Source organism: Paenibacillus sp. NAIST15-1 (assembly GCF_001894745.1).
GTDB classification, from domain to species: Bacteria; Bacillota; Bacilli; order Paenibacillales; family Paenibacillaceae; genus Paenibacillus_B; species Paenibacillus_B suaedae.
Map to the genome: position 1 here is coordinate 294380 of NZ_BBYF01000003.1, position 23205 is coordinate 317584.

General features: G+C 46.1%; 24 protein-coding genes. All 24 read right to left on the reverse strand.

The annotated features are described in order from the left end of the window. Nucleotides 1-109 precede the first annotated feature (109 nt). A complete protein-coding gene (locus PBN151_RS08945; protein WP_072728735.1) occupies nt 110-649 on the reverse strand; it encodes a pyruvate kinase in 540 nt (179 codons plus the stop codon). A gap of 276 nt (nt 650-925) precedes the next feature. Further along, nucleotides 926-1423, reverse strand: coding sequence for a hypothetical protein (locus PBN151_RS31175; protein ID WP_175560674.1), 498 nt, complete (start codon nt 1421-1423; stop codon nt 926-928). Continuing rightward, nucleotides 1363-1689 carry a hypothetical protein gene (locus tag PBN151_RS31855; protein WP_227774548.1) on the reverse strand — a complete coding sequence of 109 codons (327 nt, stop codon included), beginning with the start codon at nt 1687-1689 and terminating at the stop codon, nt 1363-1365. The genes PBN151_RS31175 and PBN151_RS31855 overlap by 61 nt, the downstream gene beginning before the upstream one ends. 282 nt (nt 1690-1971) lie before the next feature. Next, nucleotides 1972-2541 carry a phosphate propanoyltransferase gene (gene pduL / locus PBN151_RS08960; protein WP_072728737.1) on the reverse strand — a complete coding sequence of 190 codons (570 nt, stop codon included), beginning with the start codon at nt 2539-2541 and terminating at the stop codon, nt 1972-1974. Between the two features lie 104 nt (nt 2542-2645). Further along, the gene (locus PBN151_RS08965) at nt 2646-3512 is read right to left on the reverse strand and encodes a 2-oxoacid:ferredoxin oxidoreductase subunit beta (protein WP_021256474.1); all 867 of its coding nucleotides are present in this window, start codon (nt 3510-3512) and stop codon (nt 2646-2648) included. 1 nt (nt 3513) lies between these two features. Beyond that, entirely contained in the window at nt 3514-5247 is a 1734-nt protein-coding gene (locus PBN151_RS08970; RefSeq protein ID WP_044357684.1) for a 2-oxoacid:acceptor oxidoreductase subunit alpha, read from the reverse strand. Between the two features lie 204 nt (nt 5248-5451). Then, nucleotides 5452-6411, reverse strand: a complete 960-nt coding sequence (locus PBN151_RS08975) for a dipeptidase (protein WP_072728738.1) — start codon at nt 6409-6411, stop codon at nt 5452-5454. A gap of 205 nt (nt 6412-6616) precedes the next feature. Beyond that, nucleotides 6617-6877, reverse strand: a complete 261-nt coding sequence (locus tag PBN151_RS08980) for a stage V sporulation protein S (protein WP_005550495.1) — start codon at nt 6875-6877, stop codon at nt 6617-6619. A 245-nt stretch (nt 6878-7122) separates the two neighbouring features. Next, complete coding sequence (locus PBN151_RS08985; RefSeq protein ID WP_021256477.1) at nt 7123-7917, reverse strand: TIGR00282 family metallophosphoesterase; 795 nt, start codon at nt 7915-7917, stop codon at nt 7123-7125. Nucleotides 7918-8050: 133 nt separating this feature from the next. Then, nucleotides 8051-9598, reverse strand: coding sequence for a ribonuclease Y (gene rny, locus PBN151_RS08990; protein WP_021256478.1), 1548 nt, complete (start codon nt 9596-9598; stop codon nt 8051-8053). Nucleotides 9599-9901: 303 nt separating this feature from the next. Beyond that, complete coding sequence (locus tag PBN151_RS08995) at nt 9902-10582, reverse strand: regulatory protein RecX (RefSeq protein ID WP_072728739.1); 681 nt, start codon at nt 10580-10582, stop codon at nt 9902-9904. A 70-nt stretch (nt 10583-10652) separates the two neighbouring features. After that, nucleotides 10653-11711, reverse strand: a complete 1059-nt coding sequence (gene recA, locus PBN151_RS09000; RefSeq protein WP_036592478.1) for a recombinase RecA — start codon at nt 11709-11711, stop codon at nt 10653-10655. A gap of 251 nt (nt 11712-11962) precedes the next feature. Continuing rightward, nucleotides 11963-13231 carry a competence/damage-inducible protein A gene (locus PBN151_RS09005; protein WP_072728740.1) on the reverse strand — a complete coding sequence of 423 codons (1269 nt, stop codon included), beginning with the start codon at nt 13229-13231 and terminating at the stop codon, nt 11963-11965. Between the two features lie 127 nt (nt 13232-13358). After that, entirely contained in the window at nt 13359-13940 is a 582-nt protein-coding gene (gene pgsA, locus PBN151_RS09010; RefSeq protein ID WP_021256482.1) for a CDP-diacylglycerol--glycerol-3-phosphate 3-phosphatidyltransferase, read from the reverse strand. Then, nucleotides 13937-15265 carry a 30S ribosomal protein S12 methylthiotransferase RimO gene (gene rimO / locus PBN151_RS09015; protein ID WP_072728741.1) on the reverse strand — a complete coding sequence of 443 codons (1329 nt, stop codon included), beginning with the start codon at nt 15263-15265 and terminating at the stop codon, nt 13937-13939. Before rimO ends, pgsA begins: the two co-directional genes overlap by 4 nt. A 157-nt stretch (nt 15266-15422) precedes the next feature. Continuing rightward, nucleotides 15423-15914, reverse strand: coding sequence for a YajQ family cyclic di-GMP-binding protein (locus PBN151_RS09020; protein WP_036592415.1), 492 nt, complete (start codon nt 15912-15914; stop codon nt 15423-15425). Nucleotides 15915-16042: 128 nt separating this feature from the next. Next, the gene (locus tag PBN151_RS31185; RefSeq protein WP_021256485.1) at nt 16043-16207 is read right to left on the reverse strand and encodes a hypothetical protein; all 165 of its coding nucleotides are present in this window, start codon (nt 16205-16207) and stop codon (nt 16043-16045) included. Between the two features lie 133 nt (nt 16208-16340). Continuing rightward, nucleotides 16341-17306 carry a helix-turn-helix domain-containing protein gene (locus PBN151_RS09025; protein ID WP_072728742.1) on the reverse strand — a complete coding sequence of 322 codons (966 nt, stop codon included), beginning with the start codon at nt 17304-17306 and terminating at the stop codon, nt 16341-16343. Nucleotides 17307-17356: 50 nt separating this feature from the next. Next, nucleotides 17357-18121: a DUF3388 domain-containing protein gene (locus PBN151_RS09030; protein ID WP_021256487.1), complete on the reverse strand. Its 765-nt coding sequence runs from the start codon at nt 18119-18121 to the stop codon at nt 17357-17359. Between the two features lie 241 nt (nt 18122-18362). After that, the gene (locus tag PBN151_RS09035) at nt 18363-18617 is read right to left on the reverse strand and encodes a DUF3243 domain-containing protein (RefSeq protein ID WP_021256488.1); all 255 of its coding nucleotides are present in this window, start codon (nt 18615-18617) and stop codon (nt 18363-18365) included. 92 nt (nt 18618-18709) lie between these two features. Beyond that, nucleotides 18710-19456: an elongation factor P 5-aminopentanone reductase gene (ymfI, locus tag PBN151_RS09040; protein ID WP_065292585.1), complete on the reverse strand. Its 747-nt coding sequence runs from the start codon at nt 19454-19456 to the stop codon at nt 18710-18712. A gap of 80 nt (nt 19457-19536) precedes the next feature. After that, nucleotides 19537-20817, reverse strand: coding sequence for an EF-P 5-aminopentanol modification-associated protein YfmH (gene yfmH / locus PBN151_RS09045; protein WP_072728743.1), 1281 nt, complete (start codon nt 20815-20817; stop codon nt 19537-19539). Between the two features lie 3 nt (nt 20818-20820). Continuing rightward, nucleotides 20821-22101, reverse strand: a complete 1281-nt coding sequence (gene yfmF / locus PBN151_RS09050) for an EF-P 5-aminopentanol modification-associated protein YfmF (RefSeq protein WP_175560683.1) — start codon at nt 22099-22101, stop codon at nt 20821-20823. A gap of 246 nt (nt 22102-22347) precedes the next feature. Next, nucleotides 22348-23103 carry a spore cortex-lytic enzyme gene (gene sleB, locus PBN151_RS09055; RefSeq protein ID WP_072728745.1) on the reverse strand — a complete coding sequence of 252 codons (756 nt, stop codon included), beginning with the start codon at nt 23101-23103 and terminating at the stop codon, nt 22348-22350. Nucleotides 23104-23205: the final 102 nt, after the last annotated feature.

Here is a 23205-nt window from a genome sequence, read left to right on the forward strand (position 1 = left end):
ACAACTATCGGTGTTTTTCGTTGAAGAAAGTAGAAGACATAGGTTTCTAAAAATTATAAACAACAAAGTGCCGTGGGATTCTTTCCTCAACGGCACTTGCTCATGTAACTCAAAATTTTGATTCTCCTTGTGTGTACCCGAAATACTTTAACACATTCCCCTCTCTGTACCGCTCATGAGCCTTTTCCAACAAGAAATCATCTTCAAGATCAATATATCCTGTTAAATATAGAGCTTTTAAATAGTCTTCAAATTCCTCATTCCCTAAGACCATGCTTTCCTTTTTTATTCCACCAAATATGTTTGTTTCAAGAGCCAGTAAAAACGATGTTCCTTGCGTAGTTCCCCCTGACATATAAATGTTGTCGTCAGAATTAATAAGCAGGTTGATTTCTTCTGAACTCAAATATTCTGAAGGATTAAGCTTAACAAGCTGATTAAATCCTCTTTCATCACGAAATGTATAAGCTTTAACAATAGACTCATAATGAGCATATGGATCTTTCTTTAATCCTTCAAACTGACCTAAATCGACATCTTCAGCAAAATATTTTGTCTTCAACCGTCTATCAATATCACTCAATGTAAATGGGTTAGGAATGCTTAATAACAAGAATTTTTCATATAAAGTTAAGATGTCTGGCCGCAATTTTCTGTCCCCTTCTTAAATGAATTTACTTGAGTAGGTACTAGAGGTTTTTTAGTATTAGCTATACCTTATCACAGATTACGGTTTAATACCCGGTCGACCGTATGGACCAAAGAAAATATGACCTGTTACTCGGTTAGAATCATCTCCGCCATGATAATGATCATAGTACAACTGATCGCTTCTGCCATTTGGTGAAAAGTGATTTTCCTGTTTAGAAATTCTCCCTTGTCCAAGTCTAAAGGCGAGGCTCGCAGCTCGCAGCTGAAGTCTCCATCAACTCCACGAAGAGTACCAGTAAGTGTTCCACCTGCTGTACGTGGCCACTATTCTGGTATACGTCTTAACTGGATTGGTCTGCTTCGCGCTGACATAATCAGCCGTAGTCATCGCAAAGACAGGCTCATCGTTGGCCATAAACCGCTTAAATTTGATTGTGCCGGCTTTATCGATGTAGATGCTTGCACTATTGGCAGCAGCGATGTAACTCAGCACCTGACGCATACTGTAGCCTGCTGATCCGACCCCAATCTTGTATGACGGATTAATCACCACACTGCTGTCATAGGGCCAGCCTAGCCGACCGCATATTTCATCAAAAACTGCTTTCTGGCTTGCTGGATATTTCAAAGCGGATATATAAGGTACATCTGCAAAAACTAGCTTGTCATAGCAGACGTAAGCCCCAACGTCGTTAACTCGTTCACGGAAATCTACATAAAACTCACCAAGCGGCAGCCAGTTTGTACTAGTGCCATTCCAGTTAATGTCCACGTCCTGCCAAGGATACAGGTTAAGCCCGACATAGACAAGGACAGATACGGCACGATTCGTGCATTCGGCGGCACAATATAATTTGTTCGTAGCTTAATGGTGAGTTTGGACGTAATGGCCGTTCCGAGCTGGAACCCACCTGTCAGGCTCAAGCTATTCTCGATACTAAAATCTACGAACCTGGTATTATCAAATTCCTCTGATCCTACGGTTGCCTTGACGATAAATTCCCGGTCTGGCCGGTTGCCGATATACATTTTCTTCATGAGGCTCCCCCCTGCCATTGGGTCTGGGAATGTGAAATCGAAAAATACATTCGACATGGCTTTTAATATGCTTGATATCTGCTTTTCGCTTAGTACGCCACAAGTCATGTCAATCTGTCGCTTAACAGCCACACGATCCCGGTTCAGGGATCCGTCTGCCGTCCGGACAGATGACTTACCATAATTAGTATGACTCTTATGCGAACGAAGAAGAGACTCCATGCAAAAAGGCGCAGCCCTATAAGGACTGCACCTTTCATTTTGAAAAGTATGATTCAATAATTAATCAATGATCTCAGCAGTATCGCCGTTTTTCACGCCAGAAGCATTCGCTTCGTCTGTGTCGATATGCATGTCCAATGCAAAATTCTCAGATACGCGTGCAACCACGTGTTCAAATACAACACCGCGCTCTCCACCTACACGTACGCGAAGCTTTTGCTTGTCTTTAATCCCCCATTTTTCTGCATCAGAAGTATGGAAGTGAATGTGACGAGCAGCTACGATAACGCCGTCTTGCAATTCAACTTCACCTGCAGGTCCTTTTACAAGAACGCCTGGTGTACCTTCGATATCTCCAGATTCGCGAACAGGTGCTTTTACACCAATTGCGAAGGAGTCAGTGCGAGAAATTTCCAATTGGGATGCAGGACGTGCTGGTCCCAAAATACGAACTTTATTGAAGGATCCTTTGGAGCCTACAACTTCAACTGTTTCGTTCGCAGCAAATTGTCCTGGTTGGGACAATGGCTTGAACTCCGTCAATTGATAACCTTTACCGAACAAAATCTCGATATGTTCTTGAGTCAAATGAATATGGCGAGCGGATACGCCGACAGGTACGTTTTTCATTTCTCTTCCACCTCACGTATGTGTTCTCTCTAGCTAGTACCAAATCATATTATACTACGAAATGCAACAAGGCATGCGCCTAAAGACGCATGCCTTTTCAACAATTATTTGAATTCTGCCACCAATTTGTCAAATTCTTCAGAAGAAAGGCGAATATTTTGCTTCGCTAACGGTTCATCACGGAATCCAGATACAAGATTCTCGTAGCTCTTCTTCGATTTATCTTGATAGATAAGACCTGTTATCATTCCATCTGTTTCCATTAACTTCGTCATTGCTGCGATCCGATTGGACGGATCATAGCCTTCTACGGATTCCAGATTGATGATGTTTTCCTTGAACCAGTCATACGTATTGATCTTGTTGAATGTTACGCAAGGGCTGAATACGTTGATTAAAGAGAAGCCTTCGTGCTTAATGCCTTCCTCAATCAGAGAAGTCAACTGCTTCAAATCACTAGAGAACGACTGTGCTACGAAGGTAGCTCCCGCAGACAGTGCAATCTCAAGCGGACTTAATGTGTTCTCGATTGCGCCATCTGGTGTACTCTTCGTCTTGAACCCAACCGCACTACGTGGCGAAGTCTGACCTTTCGTCAATCCATAGATTTGGTTATCCATGACGATATAAGTAACGTTGATGTTCCGGCGAATCGCATGTACGGTATGTCCCATCCCTATTGCGAAGCCGTCTCCATCTCCACCGGATGCAATAACAGTCAGGTCACGGTTAGCTAGCTTCAACCCTTGTGCAATTGGCAGCGCACGGCCGTGAATGCTGTGGAAGCCATATGCATTGATATAACCGGAAATCCGGCCAGAACATCCAATCCCGGATACAACAGCCAAATTCTCAGGTTCCAGTCCGACGTTGGCTGCTGCGCGTTGAATGGCTGCCTGAATCGAGAAGTCGCCGCAGCCAGGGCACCAGTTCGGCTTCACATTGTTGCGAAACTCTTTGAACGTTGCCATACTAGACCAACTCCTTGCTTTGTTTGTACAATTCCAAAGGCAGGAACGGAGTTCCATCATATTTATTAATTCGGCGAAGCTTCTCTCCGAATCCAACGTTCAATTTTACTTGATCAGCCAGTTGGCCGGTAGCATTGTTCTCAACAACGACGATTTGCTTCGCCTTCTGCGCATGCGGTGTGAACAGCTCTGTTGGGAATGGATAAATTTGACGAACCGTAATATGGTTGGTCTTTACCCCATCCGCTTCCAAGTGTCTGCGTGCTTCATCAATTGTACCGCCAGTGGAGCCCATGCCTACGATAAGTAGATCTGGTTCTTCATGCGGCACATCTGCGTGAATCGCATTCGTCACCTGCAGTCCATTTAGTTTGTTCAACCGTTTGTCCATCATCTTCTTGCGGTTCACTGCACTCTCAGACGGTCTGCCGATCTCGTCGTGCTCAACGCCAGTTACGTGGTGAAGTCCGCCTTTCTCCCCCGGAACAACACGTGGAGAAATTCCGTCTTCCGTAAGTTCATAGCGCTTAAACTGTTGATTCGCCTCTAATGGAGGAACATCGCTCATCAGCTTACCTCGATCGATTGTAATTTGCTCATAATCAAGCATCTCACAAGTTTGCTTACCGAGAGACAACTGCAAATCCGTCAAGACGATAACCGGACATTGGTACTGCTCAGCCAGGTTGAATGCCTCTACTGTATCGAAGAAGCACTCTTCTATTGAACTTGGCGCAATTACAATCTTCGGAATCTCACCATGCGTTCCGTAGATCATCGCGTTCATATCACTTTGTTCCTGCTTCGTCGGAAGTCCAGTACTTGGACCGCCGCGCTGTGTATTCACGATAACAATCGGAGTCTCCGTCATGCCAGCAAGACCGATTGCTTCCGTCTTCAGGGAAAGACCAGGACCTGCGGATGCAGTCAGTGCACGTACGCCGCCATAGTTGGCGCCTATCGCCATCGTAACTGCCGCAATCTCATCCTCTGTTTGAATAACCGTGCCGCCGAACTTCGGCAGACGCTTAATCAAATATTCCATAATCTCGGATGCAGGCGTAATCGGATATGCTGCCATCAGACGGCATCCTGCCGCTACCGCACCCAAGCCAATTGCATCGTTACCAATCATGAACAGCTTCTGCTTGCCGTCAGCCGGCTCCAGCTTGAAATCGTCAAGCGGACCGCCTGCTTGCTCCAGTACGAACTCCGCACCTCTACGTGCAGCTTCAACGTTCTTCTCCACAACTGCTGGACCCTTGCGGCTGAATTCCTCTTCAAGAGCTTTGTTGAAGACTTCCAGCGGCAATCCAAGCAATGCCCAAGATGCGCCCGAAGCAACCATGTTCTTCATGAGAGAAGCACCGAGTTCCTCAGCAATCGATGTGAAAGGAACCGCGAAGAGACGTGCATCCACACCTTCTGGAACGGATGGATTGAACTTGGCATCTGCGACGATAACGCCGCCTGGACGAAGTTCACCAACGTTCAAATCAATGGATTCCTGATCGAATGCAACCAAAATGTCCAAGTCGTCCGAAATTGCGCGAATTGGCTTCGTGCTGATTCGAATCTTGTTGTTCGTATGACCACCCTTAATACGAGAAGAAAAATGACGGTACCCATATAAATAGTATCCAAGACGATTCAATGCCGTCGAGAAAATACGGTCCGTACTTTCTACGCCTTCCCCTTGCTGACCCCCGATTTTCCAAGACAATTGACTAATCAAGCTCGCCCACTCCTTTTGAAAGGTGACTCGCATATGCACCACGACGGATGCCACCAAAATTCGCTAAATTGTAACAAGTAAAATATTGTAATGGTTGAGTCACTCTCATTCTATGTGCAGAGGTTGGAAAAAGCAAGCGTTTTCGCCGATGTCCACGATAGCAAGATTCGATGGATATGATACCTTCATGAGATGAATGGACAATTATCCTTCTCGGGCAGGAAGGTTCGTCTTCAGAAATTGCAGAGCATTGCTATGAGCAATTCGATTGACAAATTCCGACGAATATCTACGCTCTATTGCTTCCAGCAAATTTCCGTACTGTCCAGCATGCTCCAGACCTTGAACTTTGTCATCAATGCCATCGAAGTCCGAGCCGAACATAATATGCTGTTCACCGCCGAGCTCGCAGATCCGATCAATATGGCTAAGCAGATGCTCAATAGTCACTTGCTGGCTATCTGCAATAAAGGCAGGTACAAAGGTGATTCCGATTCTACCATTCCGATCGATTATGGCTCTGATCTGTTCATCACTTAGATTTCTTGGGTGCTTACGCACATGTGCCGAATTGGAATGGGAAGCGAACACTGGACGCTCAGTAAGCTCTAGCAGTTCCCAGAATGCTCTTTCATTCAAATGGGATACATCAACGAGTATCCCCAGCTTGTCGCATTCGCGAATAAGCTGCCGCCCTTTGTTCGTAAACCCAGCCTGCCTTGGCTCCATTGTTCCGTCCACAGCCCAGTTCGAATGATTCCATGTCAAGCCAAGAAAGCGAACCCCAAGCTCATATGCAGTCCGCACATACACCATGTCGCCTTCCAGCCCATCAGCGCCTTCTATAGACAGCAGAGCACCCGTTAACTGTGGCGAACGCTCCCAATGCTCTACATCTTCACGCCATCGAATGAGGGACACATCAGGCAGCGAGCATATCCGTTCACGCAGCAGGTCAATACAGCGCAAGATTTGAGAAAATTGTGGCTGACCGCTAATTAATGCTTCTTCCAGAAATACCGCAAATACTTGCATGCTTACCTGACCGGCCTGCATGCGCGGCAGCGTAATATCTAATGCATCCTTGCTCATAAAATCCAACTTGCCTTCATACAGCATCTTGTACAGAACATCACAATGAAAATCAATAATCCGTTGGCTCATAATTCTACGTCCCCTTCTCAGCTTCTTTATTCGTAATCCGGTGAAGGCAGCTGTTTATGTTCCAGTTCTAGTTACCAAGCTGCGCTTGTCCCATTGCATCTCATCTCTAACCCATCTGCTCCCGAGGTAGAACAAAGCAAAAAACCTGCTTACGTTGTAAACAGGCTGAATAAATTCATTACTTACGCACCACTGTCGACGTATATTATCTGGGTTCAACTATCAGTTTGATTGCAGTCCGATCTTCTCCATCGATGACAATATCCGTGAAAGCGGGAACACAAATCAGATCCACACCGCTCGGCGCAACGAATCCCCGTGCAATGGCAACGGCTTTAATCGCCTGATTCAAGGCACCTGCGCCAATTGCTTGCAGTTCGGCTGCTCCCCGTTCACGCAAAACCCCTGCTAACGCTCCAGCTACCGAATTAGGATTGGACTTTGCTGAAACTTTTAATACTTCCATGGAAAGTACCTCCTCGGGATTGTTAAGGTTAGACTCCATTATTAAAACATATTCGTGAAAGTCCTAAAAATTCCTTCACAATGCAGATTCCTTCACTTCCTAGCGATAATCAGCAAATTCCCATCTAAGTAATCGGCAAATCATCAAGTCAGCGACATAGTCCGTTCAGATAACGAAACAGGTTCTGTACATAAAAAAGCGAGGCCCAGTGCTAACGCACTCACCTCGCTTACGCTTTCGTATTCCTATTCCATGATCCAGTCGTCTTCGCGGACGCGGATCTTCTCAAGCTTAACTGCCTTGCCGGTTGTCTCATCGATCTCGACGACAAGTCCATGGAACTGCCATTTCCCTTCGTCAACAACGAAGCGGACAGGCAGCTGTGTCTTGAACTTGCGCAGTACAGCTTCCCGTTCCATGCCGAGTACGCCTTCCTTGGATCCAACCATGCCGACATCTGTTAAGTATGCCGTTCCACCTGGCAGGATTGTATCATCATTCGTCTGAACATGCGTGTGCGTTCCTACAACGAGTGATGCACGGCCATCCAGATGCCATCCCATCGCGATTTTCTCCGATGTAGCCTCAGCGTGGAAGTCAACAAGAATGGCACGCGGCTTCTTGCCGAGTGACTCAAGGATCTCGTCAGTCTTGCGGAAGGGGCAATCAATCGCCGGCAGGAATGTGCGCCCTTGCACGTTGACAATCACCAGCTCCTTGCCGTTGGCCTTAATGACCGCATGGCCTTGACCTGGTGTTCCTGGCGGGAAGTTCGCAGGGCGAATCATGCGCTTCTCGTCGTCAATCCATTCGAATATATCCTTGTTGTCCCATGTATGGTTTCCCATCGTAAAACCATGCACGCCTAAATCAGCGAATTCCTTGACAATGGCCGCCGTAACGCCTCTGCCTCCTGCTGCATTTTCAGCATTCGCAATGATAATATGCGGGTTATGCTTTTGCTTGAGCGACGGAAGAAGCTGCTTCAAAGCCTTGCGTCCTGTATTTCCGACGATATCACCGATAAACATTACTTTCATCTAGCCTGAGTCCTCCTTGCAGCAACCTCTATTCGAGTCTGATCGGTACGATCGATCGCAGAGGCCGCTTTATATCTCCTAAAAGGGAGAAGTGGCCTAATAAGGCCACTTCTCCAAATCCTATATGTGCATCTTACTTCGCATATTCAACCGCTCGGGTTTCGCGAATGACCGTAACTTTAATATGCCCCGGATAATCCAATTCGCCCTCAATTGTCTTCGTAATCTCGCGAGCGAGGCGATACGCTTCCGCATCATCAATCTTATCCGGCTGTACCATTACGCGAACCTCACGTCCCGCCTGAATCGCGTATGATTTCTCAACGCCTTCGAACGACTCCGAAATCTCTTCCAGTTTTTCAAGTCGTTTGATGTATGTTTCAAGCGTTTCCCTACGAGCTCCCGGTCTAGCTGCTGACAAGGCATCAGCCGCAGCGACCAGCATAGCGATAACGGATGTTGCTTCACAATCGCCATGGTGGGATGCGATACTGTTAATGACTACAGGATGTTCTTTATACTTCTTCGCCAACTCTACGCCAATTTCGACGTGAGATCCTTCCACTTCATGATCCAACGCTTTTCCGATGTCATGCAACAGCCCGGCACGTTTGGCTAACGTTACATCCACTCCGAGCTCTCCTGCCATCAAACCGGCAAGATAAGCCACTTCCATAGAATGCTTCAGTACGTTTTGTCCGTAGCTTGTACGGAACTTCAAACGTCCCAATATTTTGATCAAATCAGGATGCAATCCGTGCACACCGACTTCGAACGTAGCTTGTTCTCCGTATTCGCGAATACGCTCGTCCACTTCCTTGCGCGATTTCTCCACCATTTCCTCGATGCGTGCTGGATGAATACGTCCATCCGCAACGAGCTTCTCAAGAGATGTTCTTGCAATTTCACGGCGAATCGGGTCGAATCCGGACAGAATAACCGCTTCAGGTGTATCGTCAATGATGAGATCGATTCCTGTCAATGTCTCAAGCGCGCGGATATTGCGTCCTTCGCGTCCGATGATGCGGCCCTTCATCTCTTCGTTCGGCAATGCAACAACGGATACCGTCGTTTCTGCGACATGATCTGCAGCGCAACGTTGGATAGCCATCGTAATAATCTCACGAGAGCGCTTGTCCGATTCCTCACGAGCCTGCTGCTCGATTTCTTTAATCATTTGTGCCGTTTCATGACGCACTTCTTGCTCTACATTCGTCAAAATAATTGTACGCGCATCTTCCATCGTCAGATTCGAAATGCGTTCCAATTCTGTAACTTGCTGCTGACAAATTTGATCGACCTGTTCTTGTGTTTCTTCGATTCGTCTCTCTTTAGCAGCTACTTGTTCTTCTTTACGTTCCAGCGCTTCTAACTTTTTATCCAACGACTCTTCTTTTTGCAATAAGCGTCTTTCGAGTCGTTGAACTTCGTTCCGTCGTTCGCGGATGTCCTTCTCCGCTTCATTGCGAAGCTTATGGATTTCGTCTTTTGCTTCAAGCACCGTTTCTTTCTTCAGTGCTTCAGCTTCCTTGCGTGCGCCATCCATAATTTGTTCCGCGGCGTGTTCAGCACTCGTTATCTTCGCTTCGGCAAGCGATTTGCGAATCAGGTATCCGATTCCAAACCCCAAGAACAATGCGGCCACAACGAGAACGATCGCGAGCCAAAGTTGAACGTTCATTGCCTCACCTCCCCGTTGGTTCCTCCAAGCACTGCTTGGGACAGGTTACATTTGTGGTTTTCAAGTTTCCCTATTCATCAATTAACTCAATGGACTGGCGCGAATACGCCAGCTTATGTGTATGCATTGCGCATACACGGGCGTCGCCTTGAGGCGACAATCGGAAATCAGTAAATTGGCGAAATGAATCATTAGAAATCAATCTCTGGAAGAGGAGATTGATCTCGTGAAAATAAAGATACATGTTCATTTTATTATTCAAGAAAAGATATTGTCAAGCAAATGACGTGAGTGGTCATTTTATTATTCCTCGATGTCGGGGGAAACTTCCTCTTCTTCACTGCGCTCATCTGCTGTAGTGTAAGCTGCGCGCCTAGCCATATCCATTGGATAGCCTCTACGTGCAAGGAATGCGGCGACCTTCTGCTTGCGCAGATGCAGCTCTCCCTTTGTCTGCCGCCATTTTTTGCGAGCTGCGGACAATGCACTGTTCCACTCTTCATCTGGGTCTATCGAATGAAGAGCTGTCTCAATATGCCGCTCTTGTACTCCCTTCTGCTTCAGCTCATGCTGAATCCATCGGCGCCCCTTCATATGTCGATTCAAGCGCTGATGCGCCCATTGCATCGCATATGATTTATCATCGACAAGCCACTCACGTTCCAGACGATCAAGCACCTCTTGCACAATCCCATCCTCATAGCCCTTCTGAGCTAGGTTACGGGCGAGTTCAATGCGAGTACGTGGTTTGCGTTGCAAATACTTGATCGCCTGCACGTAGGCCTTATTCCCTTCGTCTGCGCGCAATATCTCCGTGAGCGAGTCCAGAGACAACTCAGTACCTTTCAATAACCGAAACTTTACCATCACATCTTCATGCACTTCTAGCGGTTCCGCTCCATCGAAATGAATCTTATAACGGCCTGCCTGCCTCTCGATTCGCTCTACACGAGTAATCGTTACGATGCGTTCGCTATCCTTCAAACGACTCTCCTCCATACAAATACATAGAAGCACCTTCGCTTAACGCGAAGGTGCTTGAGCTAACAACAAATTATTCGTCGTCACCTAATTCCAATTCAAATGCATCATCGTCATCTTCACTGACACCCTTATCAGGGATTGTTGTAGTCAGATTGCTTGCTGCACGAATTTGATTTTCGATTGTAAGGGCAATCTCCGAATGTTCCTTCAAGAATTGCTTGGCATTCTCGCGGCCTTGACCCAGACGCTCACCTTCGAAGGAGTACCATGCACCGCTCTTCTGCACGATATCCATCTCTGTACCAATATCGACGATGCTTCCCTCACGAGAAATACCTTCACCATACATAATATCGATGTCCGCCTGTTTGAATGGAGGCGCAACCTTATTCTTAACGACCTTAATCCGAGTGCGGTTACCAATCATGTCCGTACCTTGCTTAATGGTCTCAACACGACGCACATCAAGACGAACGCTGGAATAGAACTTCAAGGCACGGCCACCAGGAGTCGTCTCAGGGTTACCGAACATAACGCCAACCTTCTCGCGAAGCTGGTTAATGAAGATCGCAATCGTCTTCGACTTGCTGATTGCACCAGACAATTTGCGCAAAGCCTGCGACATTAGACGTGCTTGCAGGCCGACATGGGAATCACCCATCTCGCCTTCAATCTCCGCTTTCGGCACAAGTGCAGCAACAGAGTCAATAACGATAATGTCTACTGCACCACTTCGTACCAATGCTTCCGCGATTTCAAGCGCCTGCTCCCCTGTGTCCGGTTGGGATAACAGGAGCTCATCGATATTAACGCCAAGCTTGTTCGCATATGCTGGATCCAATGCGTGCTCCGCATCAATAAATGCAGCTTGTCCACCTGTCTTCTGTACTTCTGCGATCGCATGAAGTGCAACCGTTGTCTTACCGGAAGATTCCGGTCCATATACTTCAATAATACGACCTCTCGGCAAACCACCGATTCCTAGAGCTATATCTAATGCAAGCGATCCACTTGGCACAATCTCCACTTGCATGTGATTGGATTCGCCAAGTTTCATGATCGAACCTTTACCGAATTGTTTCTCAATTTGACGCAAAGCCATTTCTAACGCAGCGCGACGATCTGACACAAACTCACTTCCTTCACTGATTCGTTTGATATATACATCATAACGTGTTTTATTCAGTTTGCCAAGCATTTTTTCGAACATACATTCGTTTTTTACGAACGTTTATTACTTTTATTTACACATTATCCATATACCAACATCTGGTGCGACAACAAAAAAACCGCAACAAAGCGTGTATATACACTTCGTTACGGTTCTTCCGTATCTTATGATTCGATTGTATCCTCCACCACTACATTTGTCAACATTTGTTAAAAGATATGTACAGTTCGATCCTGCAGCCTTCTCCACAATCGATACATAATAGCATATACAGTACGGCGGCGGATTCCTTCTCGATCTCCGTTCAAACGAAGCTCCTCCACTACGATTTCCCGGCCCTTCTCCGCAATCGCAATATAAACGAGGCCTACAGGCTTCCGCTCGGAGTGAGCTGGTCCTGCTACGCCTGTTATGGCAACCGTGAAATCCGTATCTGCAATATCATGCATCCCTTCAGCCATTGCCTTGGCTGTTGGCTCACTGACCGCACCAGGCGCATTTTCACCCTCGAGCAGTTCATGAGGCACGCCTAGAATGCGCTCTTTCATCTCATTCGAATAGGTTACCGCCCCGCCCGCAAATACTTGCGAGCTTCCCGGAACAGCTGTGATCATGTCCGCGAACATCCCGCCCGTACAGCTCTCTGCTGCGGCCAAGGTCAGGCCAAGCTGCGATAACTGCTCCACCAACACCTCTGGCAAAGATACATCCTTGGCAGCATATAAATGCATCCCCAATCGGTTGTGAATTTCCCGTTCAACCTGATCAAGCTTCACATCTGCCTCGTGCTGATCTGTCCCTTTGACGGCTAATCGAACGAGAACCTCGCCTTCCTTAGCATAGGTGGCAATCGTTGTGTCCGTCTGCTGTTCAATGAGATCTAGAAGAGCATTCTCAAGCCCAGATTCACCGATGCCTGCGAATTTCAGCATCCGTGTATATAATGAAGATTGATCAATGAGCTGCTGTCTCTTCAACCACGGAATCGCCTCATCATCGAGCATCGGCTTCATTTCACGAGGTGGTCCAGGAAGCAGTACATATGTAGTACCATCATGCCGCAGGGCATTTCCTACAGCAAGCCCAGTCGAGTTCTTCAGCACATCAGCGCCGTCTATCACATTCGCCTGACGCTTATTGCTTTCGACCATTTGTATGCCGCGCCCCGCAAACATCTCGGTCATCTTGGCCATTGCGGGCTCATCATAGGTCATCTTGCGGCCCAACATCTCCGCTAGCACATCCTTCGTCAGATCATCCATCGTCGGTCCTAGACCACCCGTGAAGATAAGCAGATCGGAACGCTTGCATGCCGTTTCAATACATTGTCGAATCCGCACAGCATTATCCCCAACAACCGTATGATAGAACACATCTACACCAACCACTGCCAGTCGCTGCGAAATATATTGCGCATTCGTATTGACGATTTGTCCCAGCAGCAGTTCTGTCCCAACTGCAATGATCTCTGCTTTCATGCCAACCACCATCCCTATAAGTCGTTATCAAGCATTTTACTAGTCTATACATGCGAATAGGTGCCCCTTCCTGCCCGGAGAGCCGGAACTATGGAAAAAGCACCTATTGACCTATCAGCTTCCGTTATCAATCCGAAAGGTGAAGCACATTTTTATTTTTTACAAAGTAGTCAATTCCCGAGTATACGGTAATTAACGCAGCGACCCAAGTCGCCAAGATGTCAAACCGGAAATGAACGAACGCAAATGGGAAATTGTTCAGCAGCATCGCTGCAATCGCCGTAATTTGGGTTGCTGTTTTCCATTTCCCCCACTTGCTTGCAGCAACAACAGTTCCTTCGAGCAAGGCAACTTGCCTTAGGCCAGTAACCGCAAATTCACGGCTAATAATAACAACCGCAATCCACGCATCACATTTTTGCATCTCAACAAGTGAGATAAGAACCGCCGCTACGAGCAGCTTGTCTGCAAGTGGATCAAGAAGCTTTCCTAAATTTGTAACCATTTTGCGTTTACGGGCGATATAACCATCCAATCCATCGGTACTTGCAGCAATAATGAAGATCAAGGCCGCAATAATCTGGTTGTAAGTAATCGAGAAACCCTCTAGTTCAATCGCAGGCAAATAATCAAAGTTCACCAATAGGAAGAACATCATTATTGGCACAAGAAAAATACGGACTAACGTTATCTTGTTCGCCAGATTCACGCGAGACCCTCCCCGGCTAAGTCAAATTCAAGCGCATGAGTAATCCTTACCTTGGCAATTTCCCCAATACTCAATGGCTGGCCGGAAATAAATACTTCCCCGTCAATTTCAGGGGCGTCGAATTGCGAGCGGCCAATGAACACATCATTGCGGCCATCGTAACGCTCAACAAGGACTTCCAATATATCACCAATACGCTTTTCACTTACTTCTTTAGATACTTGGCGCTGAATTTCCATAAGGGTATTCGCACGCCACTCCTTAACATCATCAGACACATGGTCTGGCAGCCTCGTTGCAGGCGTGTCCTCTTCGGAAGAATAGGTAAATACGCCAAGCCGATCGAACTTCATCTCCCTGATGAAGTCGCATAGTCTGTCAAAGTCTTCGTCTGTTTCTCCAGGGAACCCTACGATAATAGACGTACGCAACGCTACACCAGGAATTCGTTCACGAATTTTGTTCACCAGCTCTCGGGAATCACGCTGGCGACCAGGACGTCTCATGCGCTTCAAAATGCTATCTTCACTATGCTGCAATGGCATGTCGATATACTTGCAAATCTTCGGATTGCTCGCAATCGCATCCATAAGCTCCTCAGTAAAAAATCCAGGGTACGCATAGTGCAGACGAACCCATTCCACACCCGGAATTTCGCTTACTTTATTCATTAACTCCGGCAGCTTGAAACCGTCGTATAAATCTACACCATAATTCGTGGAATCTTGGGCAATTAGGCTAATCTCCTTGACCCCTTGTCCTGCAAGCTGAGCTACCTCAGCAAGAATGGATTCCATTGTACGGCTGCGGAACTTGCCTCTCATGATTGGTATACTGCAAAATGTGCAGTTATTGTCGCAGCCTTCGGCTATTTTGACATATGCCGTATAGCGCGGAGTCGCCACTTTGCGTGGAAGGATGCGATCATAATCGAATACGGGATTGCCAACACGAATCGGCCTGCTTCCTTGCAGGGCTTCATCAACAATATCATTGATTTTGTCAAAATCACCGGTACCAACGATACCGTCAATCTCCGGCATTTCATCAAGCAGCTGCTCCTTGTATCGCTGCGTTAAGCATCCGGATACAATAAGTGCCTTCAAGTCAGCAGTTTCCTTCAAATCTGCTAGTCTTAAGATCGTATTAACCGATTCTTCCTTAGCAGCATCAATGAATCCACATGTGTTGACGATGATTACCGTTGCTTCTTCTTCGTTTTCCACCAGTTCATATCCACGCTCATAAATTAAGCCGGACATAATCTCGGAATCAACCAAGTTTTTGTCGCAGCCCAACGTTACGATTTTAATCTTTTCTGTCATTTTACATCCCCCATAAGGCAGACTCCCATTGGAGTATTTTCACATCCGTATGTCTATGTACCTCATCAAGTATAATACAGGCATGACTTTGGAGTCAAAAAAACAAAAAGAGCCCAGCATCCTTCCCTCTTGCAGCTTAGTGATGATGGGCTATCGTTTAGCGATAATTCGTAAACTGTAGATCTAGCGGCAGATTTGCACCTCGTAACAGCGTCATAACAGCTTGCAAATCATCTTTACTTTTCCCAGTAACCCGAATCTGATCACCTTGGATTTGACTCTTTACTTTTAACTTCGAATCACGGATCATAATGTTAATTTTCTTTGCTACATCCTGGTCGATTCCTTGTTTGCATTTCGCTCGCTGCCGTACCGCAGCAGAAGCTGCAGGTTCAATTTTGCCGAACTCCATATTTTTAATGGCTACGCCGCGCTTGGCCATTTTGGACTGTAAAATATCAATGACATTTTTCAGTTTGTACTCGTCATCCGAGACAATTATCACTTCATCCTTCTCAAGTGTAATTTTACTTTTGCTCCCTTTGAAATCGTATCGAGATTCGATCTCCTTCATTGCTTGTGTAATCGCGTTATTCATTTCCTGTAGATCCAACTTGGATACAATATCAAATGAACTGTCCGCCATCATTAGCTCCCCCTTTACAAAATACTGCTGTCAAATCAAACCCTTTGTATGATCATAGTTATGTATATACACAAAGGCATTCTTACACAGACCTAAGCCTGCAAAAGAATGCCCCAGTAGCATGCGATTGTCTAAAAACGGACACGTGCTGGCGCTCGGAACATATCAATAATGCCCAGCAAAATATGAGCCAGTCCGAAGCCTAACACACCGTACCCCCAAACACTTGGCGTCAAGTAATACCCTAACAAGCTGACCACAATACCTGCTCCGGTAACGATCCAACTGGTTGCCATCGCTCGACACCTCACTTTATTTTATTGGAGAACAACAATGATCGCCGCAGCTATTATTGTCTCCTCTCGCAAAGTGAATATGTCATGTATCATGATGAAATTCACACCAAGTACCTAAGGAAAGACCGCTTACTTAACGTGAGCCTTGGTTCGCATTGTTCGTTGAGGCTTGACCTTGCTTCTCCGTTTGCAGCTTCTGAGCTTCCTCATAAGATACCCACTGCAGACGAATATTTTTGGAGCCTTCGTTATCGGATTTCGTCAATGCTTCGCCAGCAACTGTCACTTCAATTGCTTTGGCATAGCCTGCACGAATGAACATACCTTGTTCGGTCATATCGAACGTAACGGTCTGATCTTTCTCCAATGTTGCATAATGAAGCTTCTTCCCGCTGCTGCTCTTCTCATGAACAGCCAGCCAGCTTCTGTCGCCTGCCGCTTTAATCTCTACCTTCACTGGCGTGTTTGCTGGAGCCGATACGGTGTATACATCCTCAGAACGCTTGGAGGATTCCAACATGACGATTGGCTTCTCCACCTGTTTTGGAGGTTCCGGCGTAGCAGGCTTAACCGGCTGCTGAACCGCTCCACCTGCATTGTTTTGTCCTGCTTTGTCGCCATTCGCCGCTCCATCTGAGCCTGTTGATGGATTTTGTGTCTCTGTAATATTCGTATCATCAGAAGTGTTATCCGTTGTGCTCGGATTCACTTTCATCACGACGAAGAAATATACTATGACACCAATAAGAATGATGAATGCCCATAGAAGCAGCGTCGATGCCCAGCGTCCGAATCGATCAGACGGCGCTTGTACACTACGTTTCTTCGTACGCATTAGCGGTTCAATTGTTGGCTCTGGTTCCGGCGTTGGGATGTCATTGCGGTAATACTGCAATACTTCATCAGGATTCAAGCCTACCGTCTCTGCATACGTCTTCACGAAAGCACGTACATAGAACGAACCCGGCAGAACCTTATAGTCCCCTTCTTCAATCGCTTCCAAGTAACGTTTACGTATCTTCGTTGCTTCTTGCACATCATCCAGAGAGAGATTCTTCTCCACTCTTGCTTTTTTCAATAATTGCCCTAATTCTGACACAACTTCACCTCCTGTCCTTAATCCAAGCTGCACTTGCGTACTGCTTTATGTTAAATTTCGTTATAATTTATCGTAAACGATTCATACGTAATTTCCTCATCCGGGTTACTGCGCAATTCAATAATATAATCGAAGAAATCATAACTATAGCCGGTTTCTTGAACAAATATGTCTGGATGCTCTATGACCTTTGTGGATGGCATGTTGATAATTTCATCTAGCAATCCAGCATGCTTCTCATTTGAACGAATTGTACTGACAATACCATCGATAATAAAGATATTGTTTGGATTCAATTCTTCATCCGACATTTGGCTGCGTACGGTCTGCCTTAGCAGCGTCGAAGATACAAACGTCCAGCGCTTCATCGCACACACACTTCCAGCAATGATGGACTCTGTCTTGCCAACCCGGGGCATTCCTCGAAGTCCGATAACCTGATGGCCATCCCGCTTGAATATTTCCCCCAGAAAATCAACCAGCAAGCCAAGCTCATCCCTTGTAAAGCGGAACGTCTTCCGATCATCAGAATCGCGTTCAATATATCTGCCATGGCGTACAGCCAGAATATCAACCAACTTCGGCTGCCGTAATGCGGACACTGTAATATTGTCAACCTTTTTCAGCATCTGTCCCATGATTTCGATCTTCTCATCATCATCGGTTTGTAGAAGCATTCCTCTTGTCTTGTCTTCCACACCATTAATCGTCAAGATATTCACTTCAAGCATACCAAGCAGCGAAGCAATGTCTCCAAGAAGACCAGGTCGGTTCTTATGTATCTTATATTCCATATACCACTGTTTGTACTCCATGACACACCTCATCCACGGTTATCCGCCGTTTTCCATTCTACAATACATGGGACACAAATTCCACCGGAGTATGGCTAAAAAACGAGAAAAAACGCAATACTTTCTTATTTTCTCCGATTAAGTACCATTATAGCAGGTTCTGAGCATGTATTCATGTCGTTTGCGCCTGGTTGTGGGTATGAAAAGAAAGAAAGTTCGTACCAGAACTTCCTTTCTTTAGATATATGGACAAAATGACGAATTACCCGTTTTGATCAGCCAATTTTACCATCAAACGAGCAATCGTTTGCCGCTCTTCATCAGAGCCTACATTCCATAACTCCCTCAATGCACTTTCTTCTGCATTTTTAGGATCAACCTTTTCTTCCAGAAATGATCCGATCTCAAAAGCAAGCTTGGAAATTGTTTCTTCAGACATGCCTAGCCCTTTTGCTTGCTTGACACGCTCACCAAGAAACTTTTTCCACGAGTCGAAGTTTTCAAGTACTGATGACATGAGAACGCCCTCCTTGTGGCTAGTGTGAATTCATCAGTCGTAATATGTGCCTCTGCCGCCGGAATTATACGTTCTGTCTGCAAACAGATTGCTTACATCTGCCATCCACCGTTGGGACTAATAATCTGTCCTGTAATATAACCGGATTCCGGCAATGCCAAATAGTAGATAAGGGAGGCTATTTCTTCAGGGGTTCCAAGCCGTCCTAACGGAATATCTTCTTGCAATGCCATTCGCTCTTGTTTATCCAGATGCTTCACCATATCGGTATCCACTACCCCTGGAGCTACTGCATTTACGGTTACACCAGAAGGAGCCAGCTCTTTGGCCAAAGCTTTCGTAAACGCATTAACCCCGCCTTTGGCCATCGAATACATGACTTCACAAGATGCTCCAGTGATTCCCCAGATTGAAGATACGTTGATAATTCGACCGTACTTCTGCGTAATCATGTGAGGCGCGAACCGCTGGGTGCACATAAACATCCCCTTCAGATTGATATCCATGCAGTCCGTCCATTCTTGTTCTGTCACATCCGTGAACAATCCGTAATAGGCAACCCCAGCATTATTAACCAAGATGTCGGGTGTAAACCCCAGTTCATCAAGCTTGTCCTTCATTCGATCTAGCTGTTCCATATCTCTTAAATCAGCTGAAATCGTCATTACTTGCGCCCCGTGATTGATGCATTTACGGGCTACCTCATTTGCTGCTTCATGTGAATGCAAATAATGAATAACAATTTTCATGCCGACTTGGGCGAAGCGCTCCGCAATCGCAGCCCCAATTCCTCGGCTTGCTCCGGTAATAAGAACAGAAGTATCTGACAATGCTTTCATACATGTTCTCCCCCTATGGACAAGTATTCTCTTTAGATAAAAAAAGAAGACGCACCTATTGATAGGCACGCCTTCGTATGTTACGGTTGTTCGACAATAGATACTGCCAGCCGATTCCAATCAAAATGATCTTTCAACCGTTGATGAACTTGTTCTAACGTTAGCGTCTCGTATACCGAAAGTATATCAAATAAATCGGTATCACGGAACTTATACTTCGTAAATTCATTGGCAATTGCTTCAGGTGAATTAAGCATGCGCAAGTATGAGCCAATCGATTTGTTGCGAATACGCTCAAATGCTGCCTGCTCAAAGCCCGACGCCTTGCGTTCATCAATTAGCTCCTGCACCCGCTTCACTAGACCATCAGGGTCTTTTGATTCACCGCCGATAATGGAGAATGCATAGTCCGGACTGCAGGTGTATTCGCTGCCAAATGAATCCGTCGTCAAACCCTCCTCATACAGGGTCTGATACAACGGCGAACTACTGCCCATCATCAAATCCAGCATGAGGCGGGTTGTCACTTCGTATTCCAAAAGCGCTCTGCCCTCTAAGCCCGGACGCGGTTCCTTGCAGCCAAATAGACAACGCGGCAGAGAAACGGGCAGCTTCGCCACACGTCTTGCTTCCTTAACCTCAACAGGCTCCTCTTCAAAGATCCGGCGAATGTCGCCCTGTGGCTCGAATGATTTGGCCGCTTGATTGCTCCGAACAAGTTCGAAGATGCCCTTCGGATCAACACCGCCTACAACGAACAGCAGCATATTGGAAGGATGATAGAAGGTATGGTAGCACGTATAGAGCGTCTCCTTCGTAATGGTTCCAATCGATTCGATTGTGCCTGCTATGTCGATATGTACAGGATGGATGTGGTACATTGCCTCAATGAGGCCGAAGTACACTCGCCACGCTGCATTGTCGCGATACATGTTAATCTCTTGGCCAATAATGCCTTTTTCTTTTTCTACATTTTCATCTGTAAAATAAGGTCTCTGCACGAAATCAATCAATGTCTGCAGGCTCTCTTCAATGTGTGAAGTGGAAGAGAACAAATAGACCGTACGATCAAATGAAGTGAAGGCATTCGCAGATGCCCCCTGTTCAGCGAACTTCGCGAATATATCCCCTTCTGGCTCTTCGAACATTTTATGTTCTAAAAAATGGGCAATCCCATCGGGGACTTGAACCTCTTCTTGTCCTTCTACTTGAAAGTGATTGTCGATGGAGCCATATTTTGTAGAGAATGTTGCGTATGTTTTCTGGAATCCCGCTTTTGGCAGAACATACACATCTAGACCATTGTCCATCCGCTCATAATATATAGTTTCTTGCAAATTGGAGTATTGACGTTGTTCCATCGATTAGGCCTCCTCCTTATTGCGCAAGAAATAAATGGTATCCAAGTGGAAGGTCTGCGCGACTTCTTGAATATGTGCAGCTTCAATATGCTCTACCTCATCAATGAGCTGGGATGTTGTGCGCTCTCTTCCCGATAACACTCGATTGAAATCAAAGCCAATCATCTCAAACGAAGAATCATCAATCTCCCGCAATTGATTCGCAATCATGGCCTTCGTCTGACTAATTTCAAGCAATTGCAGCTGCCCAGCCTTCATCGCATCCAGCTGCTCGATAATAATTTGACGGGCTTTGTCGAAGTTCTCGAACTCAATACCTGACTGAATGGTACAAATACCCTTGTGGCCTTCAAAGCGAGAAGCTGCATAGTATGCAAGGCTGTTTTTCTCCCGTACATTTATAAACAGCTTTGAATGCGGGTAACCGCCTAATATGCCATTGTACATAAGCACGGCAGGGTAAGCATCGTCCGCATACGTAATCGTAGATCGAAGCCCCATATTCAATTTGCCCTGGCTTACCTCCAAACGTTCAATGACGGTGTTCGGTTCACCAATACTTGGTACTGGAATAGAACGTGCATATGGTGTCTCCACGTTTCGATCGATACGGAATGAAGCCTCGACACAGCGTTCTACTTCTTCATAGGACGTATCTCCAACAACATATACGTCAATCGCCGCATGCTCAAGCAGCCAGCGATACTTATCGGTTAAGGTCGCTGCATCAATTCCATCCAGATCGTCCCGATTACCAAGCGCATGCAGTCGATACGGTTCATTCTTGCACATTTCTTCCACACATCGTTCTGCTGCGTAGCGAATTTTATCGTTGACAATAGATTCAATCCGCTGACGCACTGTCTGCTTCTCTTCTTCTACATACTTATTGCGCAATGTTCCATTGTCCATAACTGGTGCTGTAATGGCTTCACCCATAAACTGAAATGCTTGGGCAAGCAAAGACTCAGATGAACTTACAAATGCATCATTAATAACGTCCATGCGGAACTGGATAATTTGATAATCTGCTCGCTTGAACACATCGAAGCCGAAGCCCGCTCCATACAGCTCATCAAGTCGCTCGCGGAACCGAATCGTCTCTGGATAAGAAGCCGTCCCTCTCCGTAATACAAAAGGCGTAAGTGCCGTACTCGTTACGGTATCCTCTTGAAGTGGAATGCCCACATACACAGAGATGGCGAACGTTTTGAAGCGCTTTGTCGGCATAACATGAACACGCATGCCTTTAACCTTTCCCCGTTCAAATGTCGGTTTGCTCACCATATCTAACCCCATTTCTTCCGTGATTGTCACGGTGAATTGCAACCATGTTGCATGTTATATTCAGTGATAATCCAATGTATACCTTCTCGCTTCCGTACACATATGATCAATCGTTCAACATCCCTAACATACCGAAATGGAAACAAAGAAGCAAATGGACTGAACGCCATTGCTTCTTCATCCCGCTTCTGTATGTAGCATCCCGTACCGTCTCATCTCAACCGTCGCTTTTCGGTCACTTGATTACATACAGAAGATATGTTTGCCAATTGTTTTGACTTGAGGTCGAGTCCAAATCCACTTCGAAGTTGCCGTCTCAGGGTTGAAATAGTACAGACAGCCACCAGAAGGATCCCAGCCATTAATGGCATCCTTCACCGCTCGTTTGGCATTCTCGTTCGGTTCCAGCCAAATCTGTCCATCCGCTACTGCAGTAAATGCCCCTGGTTGAAAAATTACGCCATATGCTGTCTTCGGAAAGCTTGGCGACTTCACACGGTTCAATATTACCGCGGCTACAGCTACTTGTCCCTCATAAGGCTCACCGCGCGCTTCGCCATACACGGCATTGGCCATAAATTTTAAATCATTCTCCGACAACCCTAAATTGTTGGAGCCGCTAACATTATTATTTGTTGAGCCAGATGGCTTGTTAGGTGCCGTTCCGCCCGAAGTTTCAGGCTTCCAATTTTTCGAAGCTTTTACTAGCATTTCTTTGGTTTTCGATCCAACGATTCCGTCTGACTTCATGCCGAACTTCCATTGGAACCAGGTCACTGCATTCTTCGTCGCGGGACCAAAGATTCCATCTGTCTTGCCATCATAGTAACCAAGGAATTTCAATCGACCTTGTAACTCCTTCACATCTTGGCCTTGGGAGCCTTGCTGCAGTGTTGCATTGCTAAATGTGGCTTCCGTCTTGCCCATATGCTTGTACTGGAACGCTCCAATTAGCATGAATACAATACATATCGTGATCCAAATCATCCGTTTTCTCATGCCTAACGTCTACCTCTCTCTTGTGAATTTAACAGGATTGGCAACTTTATTATGAGATAACGGATAGAGATCTATGCACTTACAGCCAACACCTACTGCATA

Coding starts and splice junctions, on each gene's coding strand:
- PBN151_RS31855 (WP_227774548.1), bottom strand. CDS start 1,689: ATGAAGAAAATGTATATCGGCAACCGGCCAGACCGGGAATTTATCGTC.
- rimO (WP_072728741.1), bottom strand. CDS start 15,265: ATGACAGAAAAGATTAAAATCGTAACGTTGGGCTGCGACAAAAACTTG.
- PBN151_RS08985 (WP_021256477.1), bottom strand. CDS start 7,917: ATGAAAGTAATGTTTATCGGTGATATCGTCGGAAATACAGGACGCAAG.
- ymfI (WP_065292585.1), bottom strand. CDS start 19,456: ATGAAAGCATTGTCAGATACTTCTGTTCTTATTACCGGAGCAAGCCGA.
- PBN151_RS31185 (WP_021256485.1), bottom strand. CDS start 16,207: ATGGCAACCAGTTGGATCGTTACCGGAGCAGGTATTGTGGTCAGCTTG.
- PBN151_RS09005 (WP_072728740.1), bottom strand. CDS start 13,231: ATGAAAGCAGAGATCATTGCAGTTGGGACAGAACTGCTGCTGGGACAA.
- PBN151_RS09030 (WP_021256487.1), bottom strand. CDS start 18,121: ATGGAGTACAAACAGTGGTATATGGAATATAAGATACATAAGAACCGA.
- PBN151_RS08965 (WP_021256474.1), bottom strand. CDS start 3,512: ATGGCAACGTTCAAAGAGTTTCGCAACAATGTGAAGCCGAACTGGTGC.
- PBN151_RS09035 (WP_021256488.1), bottom strand. CDS start 18,617: ATGTCATCAGTACTTGAAAACTTCGACTCGTGGAAAAAGTTTCTTGGT.
- PBN151_RS08980 (WP_005550495.1), bottom strand. CDS start 6,877: ATGGAAGTATTAAAAGTTTCAGCAAAGTCCAATCCTAATTCGGTAGCT.
- PBN151_RS08975 (WP_072728738.1), bottom strand. CDS start 6,411: ATGAGCCAACGGATTATTGATTTTCATTGTGATGTTCTGTACAAGATG.
- rny (WP_021256478.1), bottom strand. CDS start 9,598: ATGAACGTTCAACTTTGGCTCGCGATCGTTCTCGTTGTGGCCGCATTG.
- pduL (WP_072728737.1), bottom strand. CDS start 2,541: ATGAAAAACGTACCTGTCGGCGTATCCGCTCGCCATATTCATTTGACT.
- PBN151_RS09020 (WP_036592415.1), bottom strand. CDS start 15,914: ATGATGGCGGACAGTTCATTTGATATTGTATCCAAGTTGGATCTACAG.
- yfmH (WP_072728743.1), bottom strand. CDS start 20,817: ATGGAACAACGTCAATACTCCAATTTGCAAGAAACTATATATTATGAG.
- sleB (WP_072728745.1), bottom strand. CDS start 23,103: ATGAGAAAACGGATGATTTGGATCACGATATGTATTGTATTCATGCTA.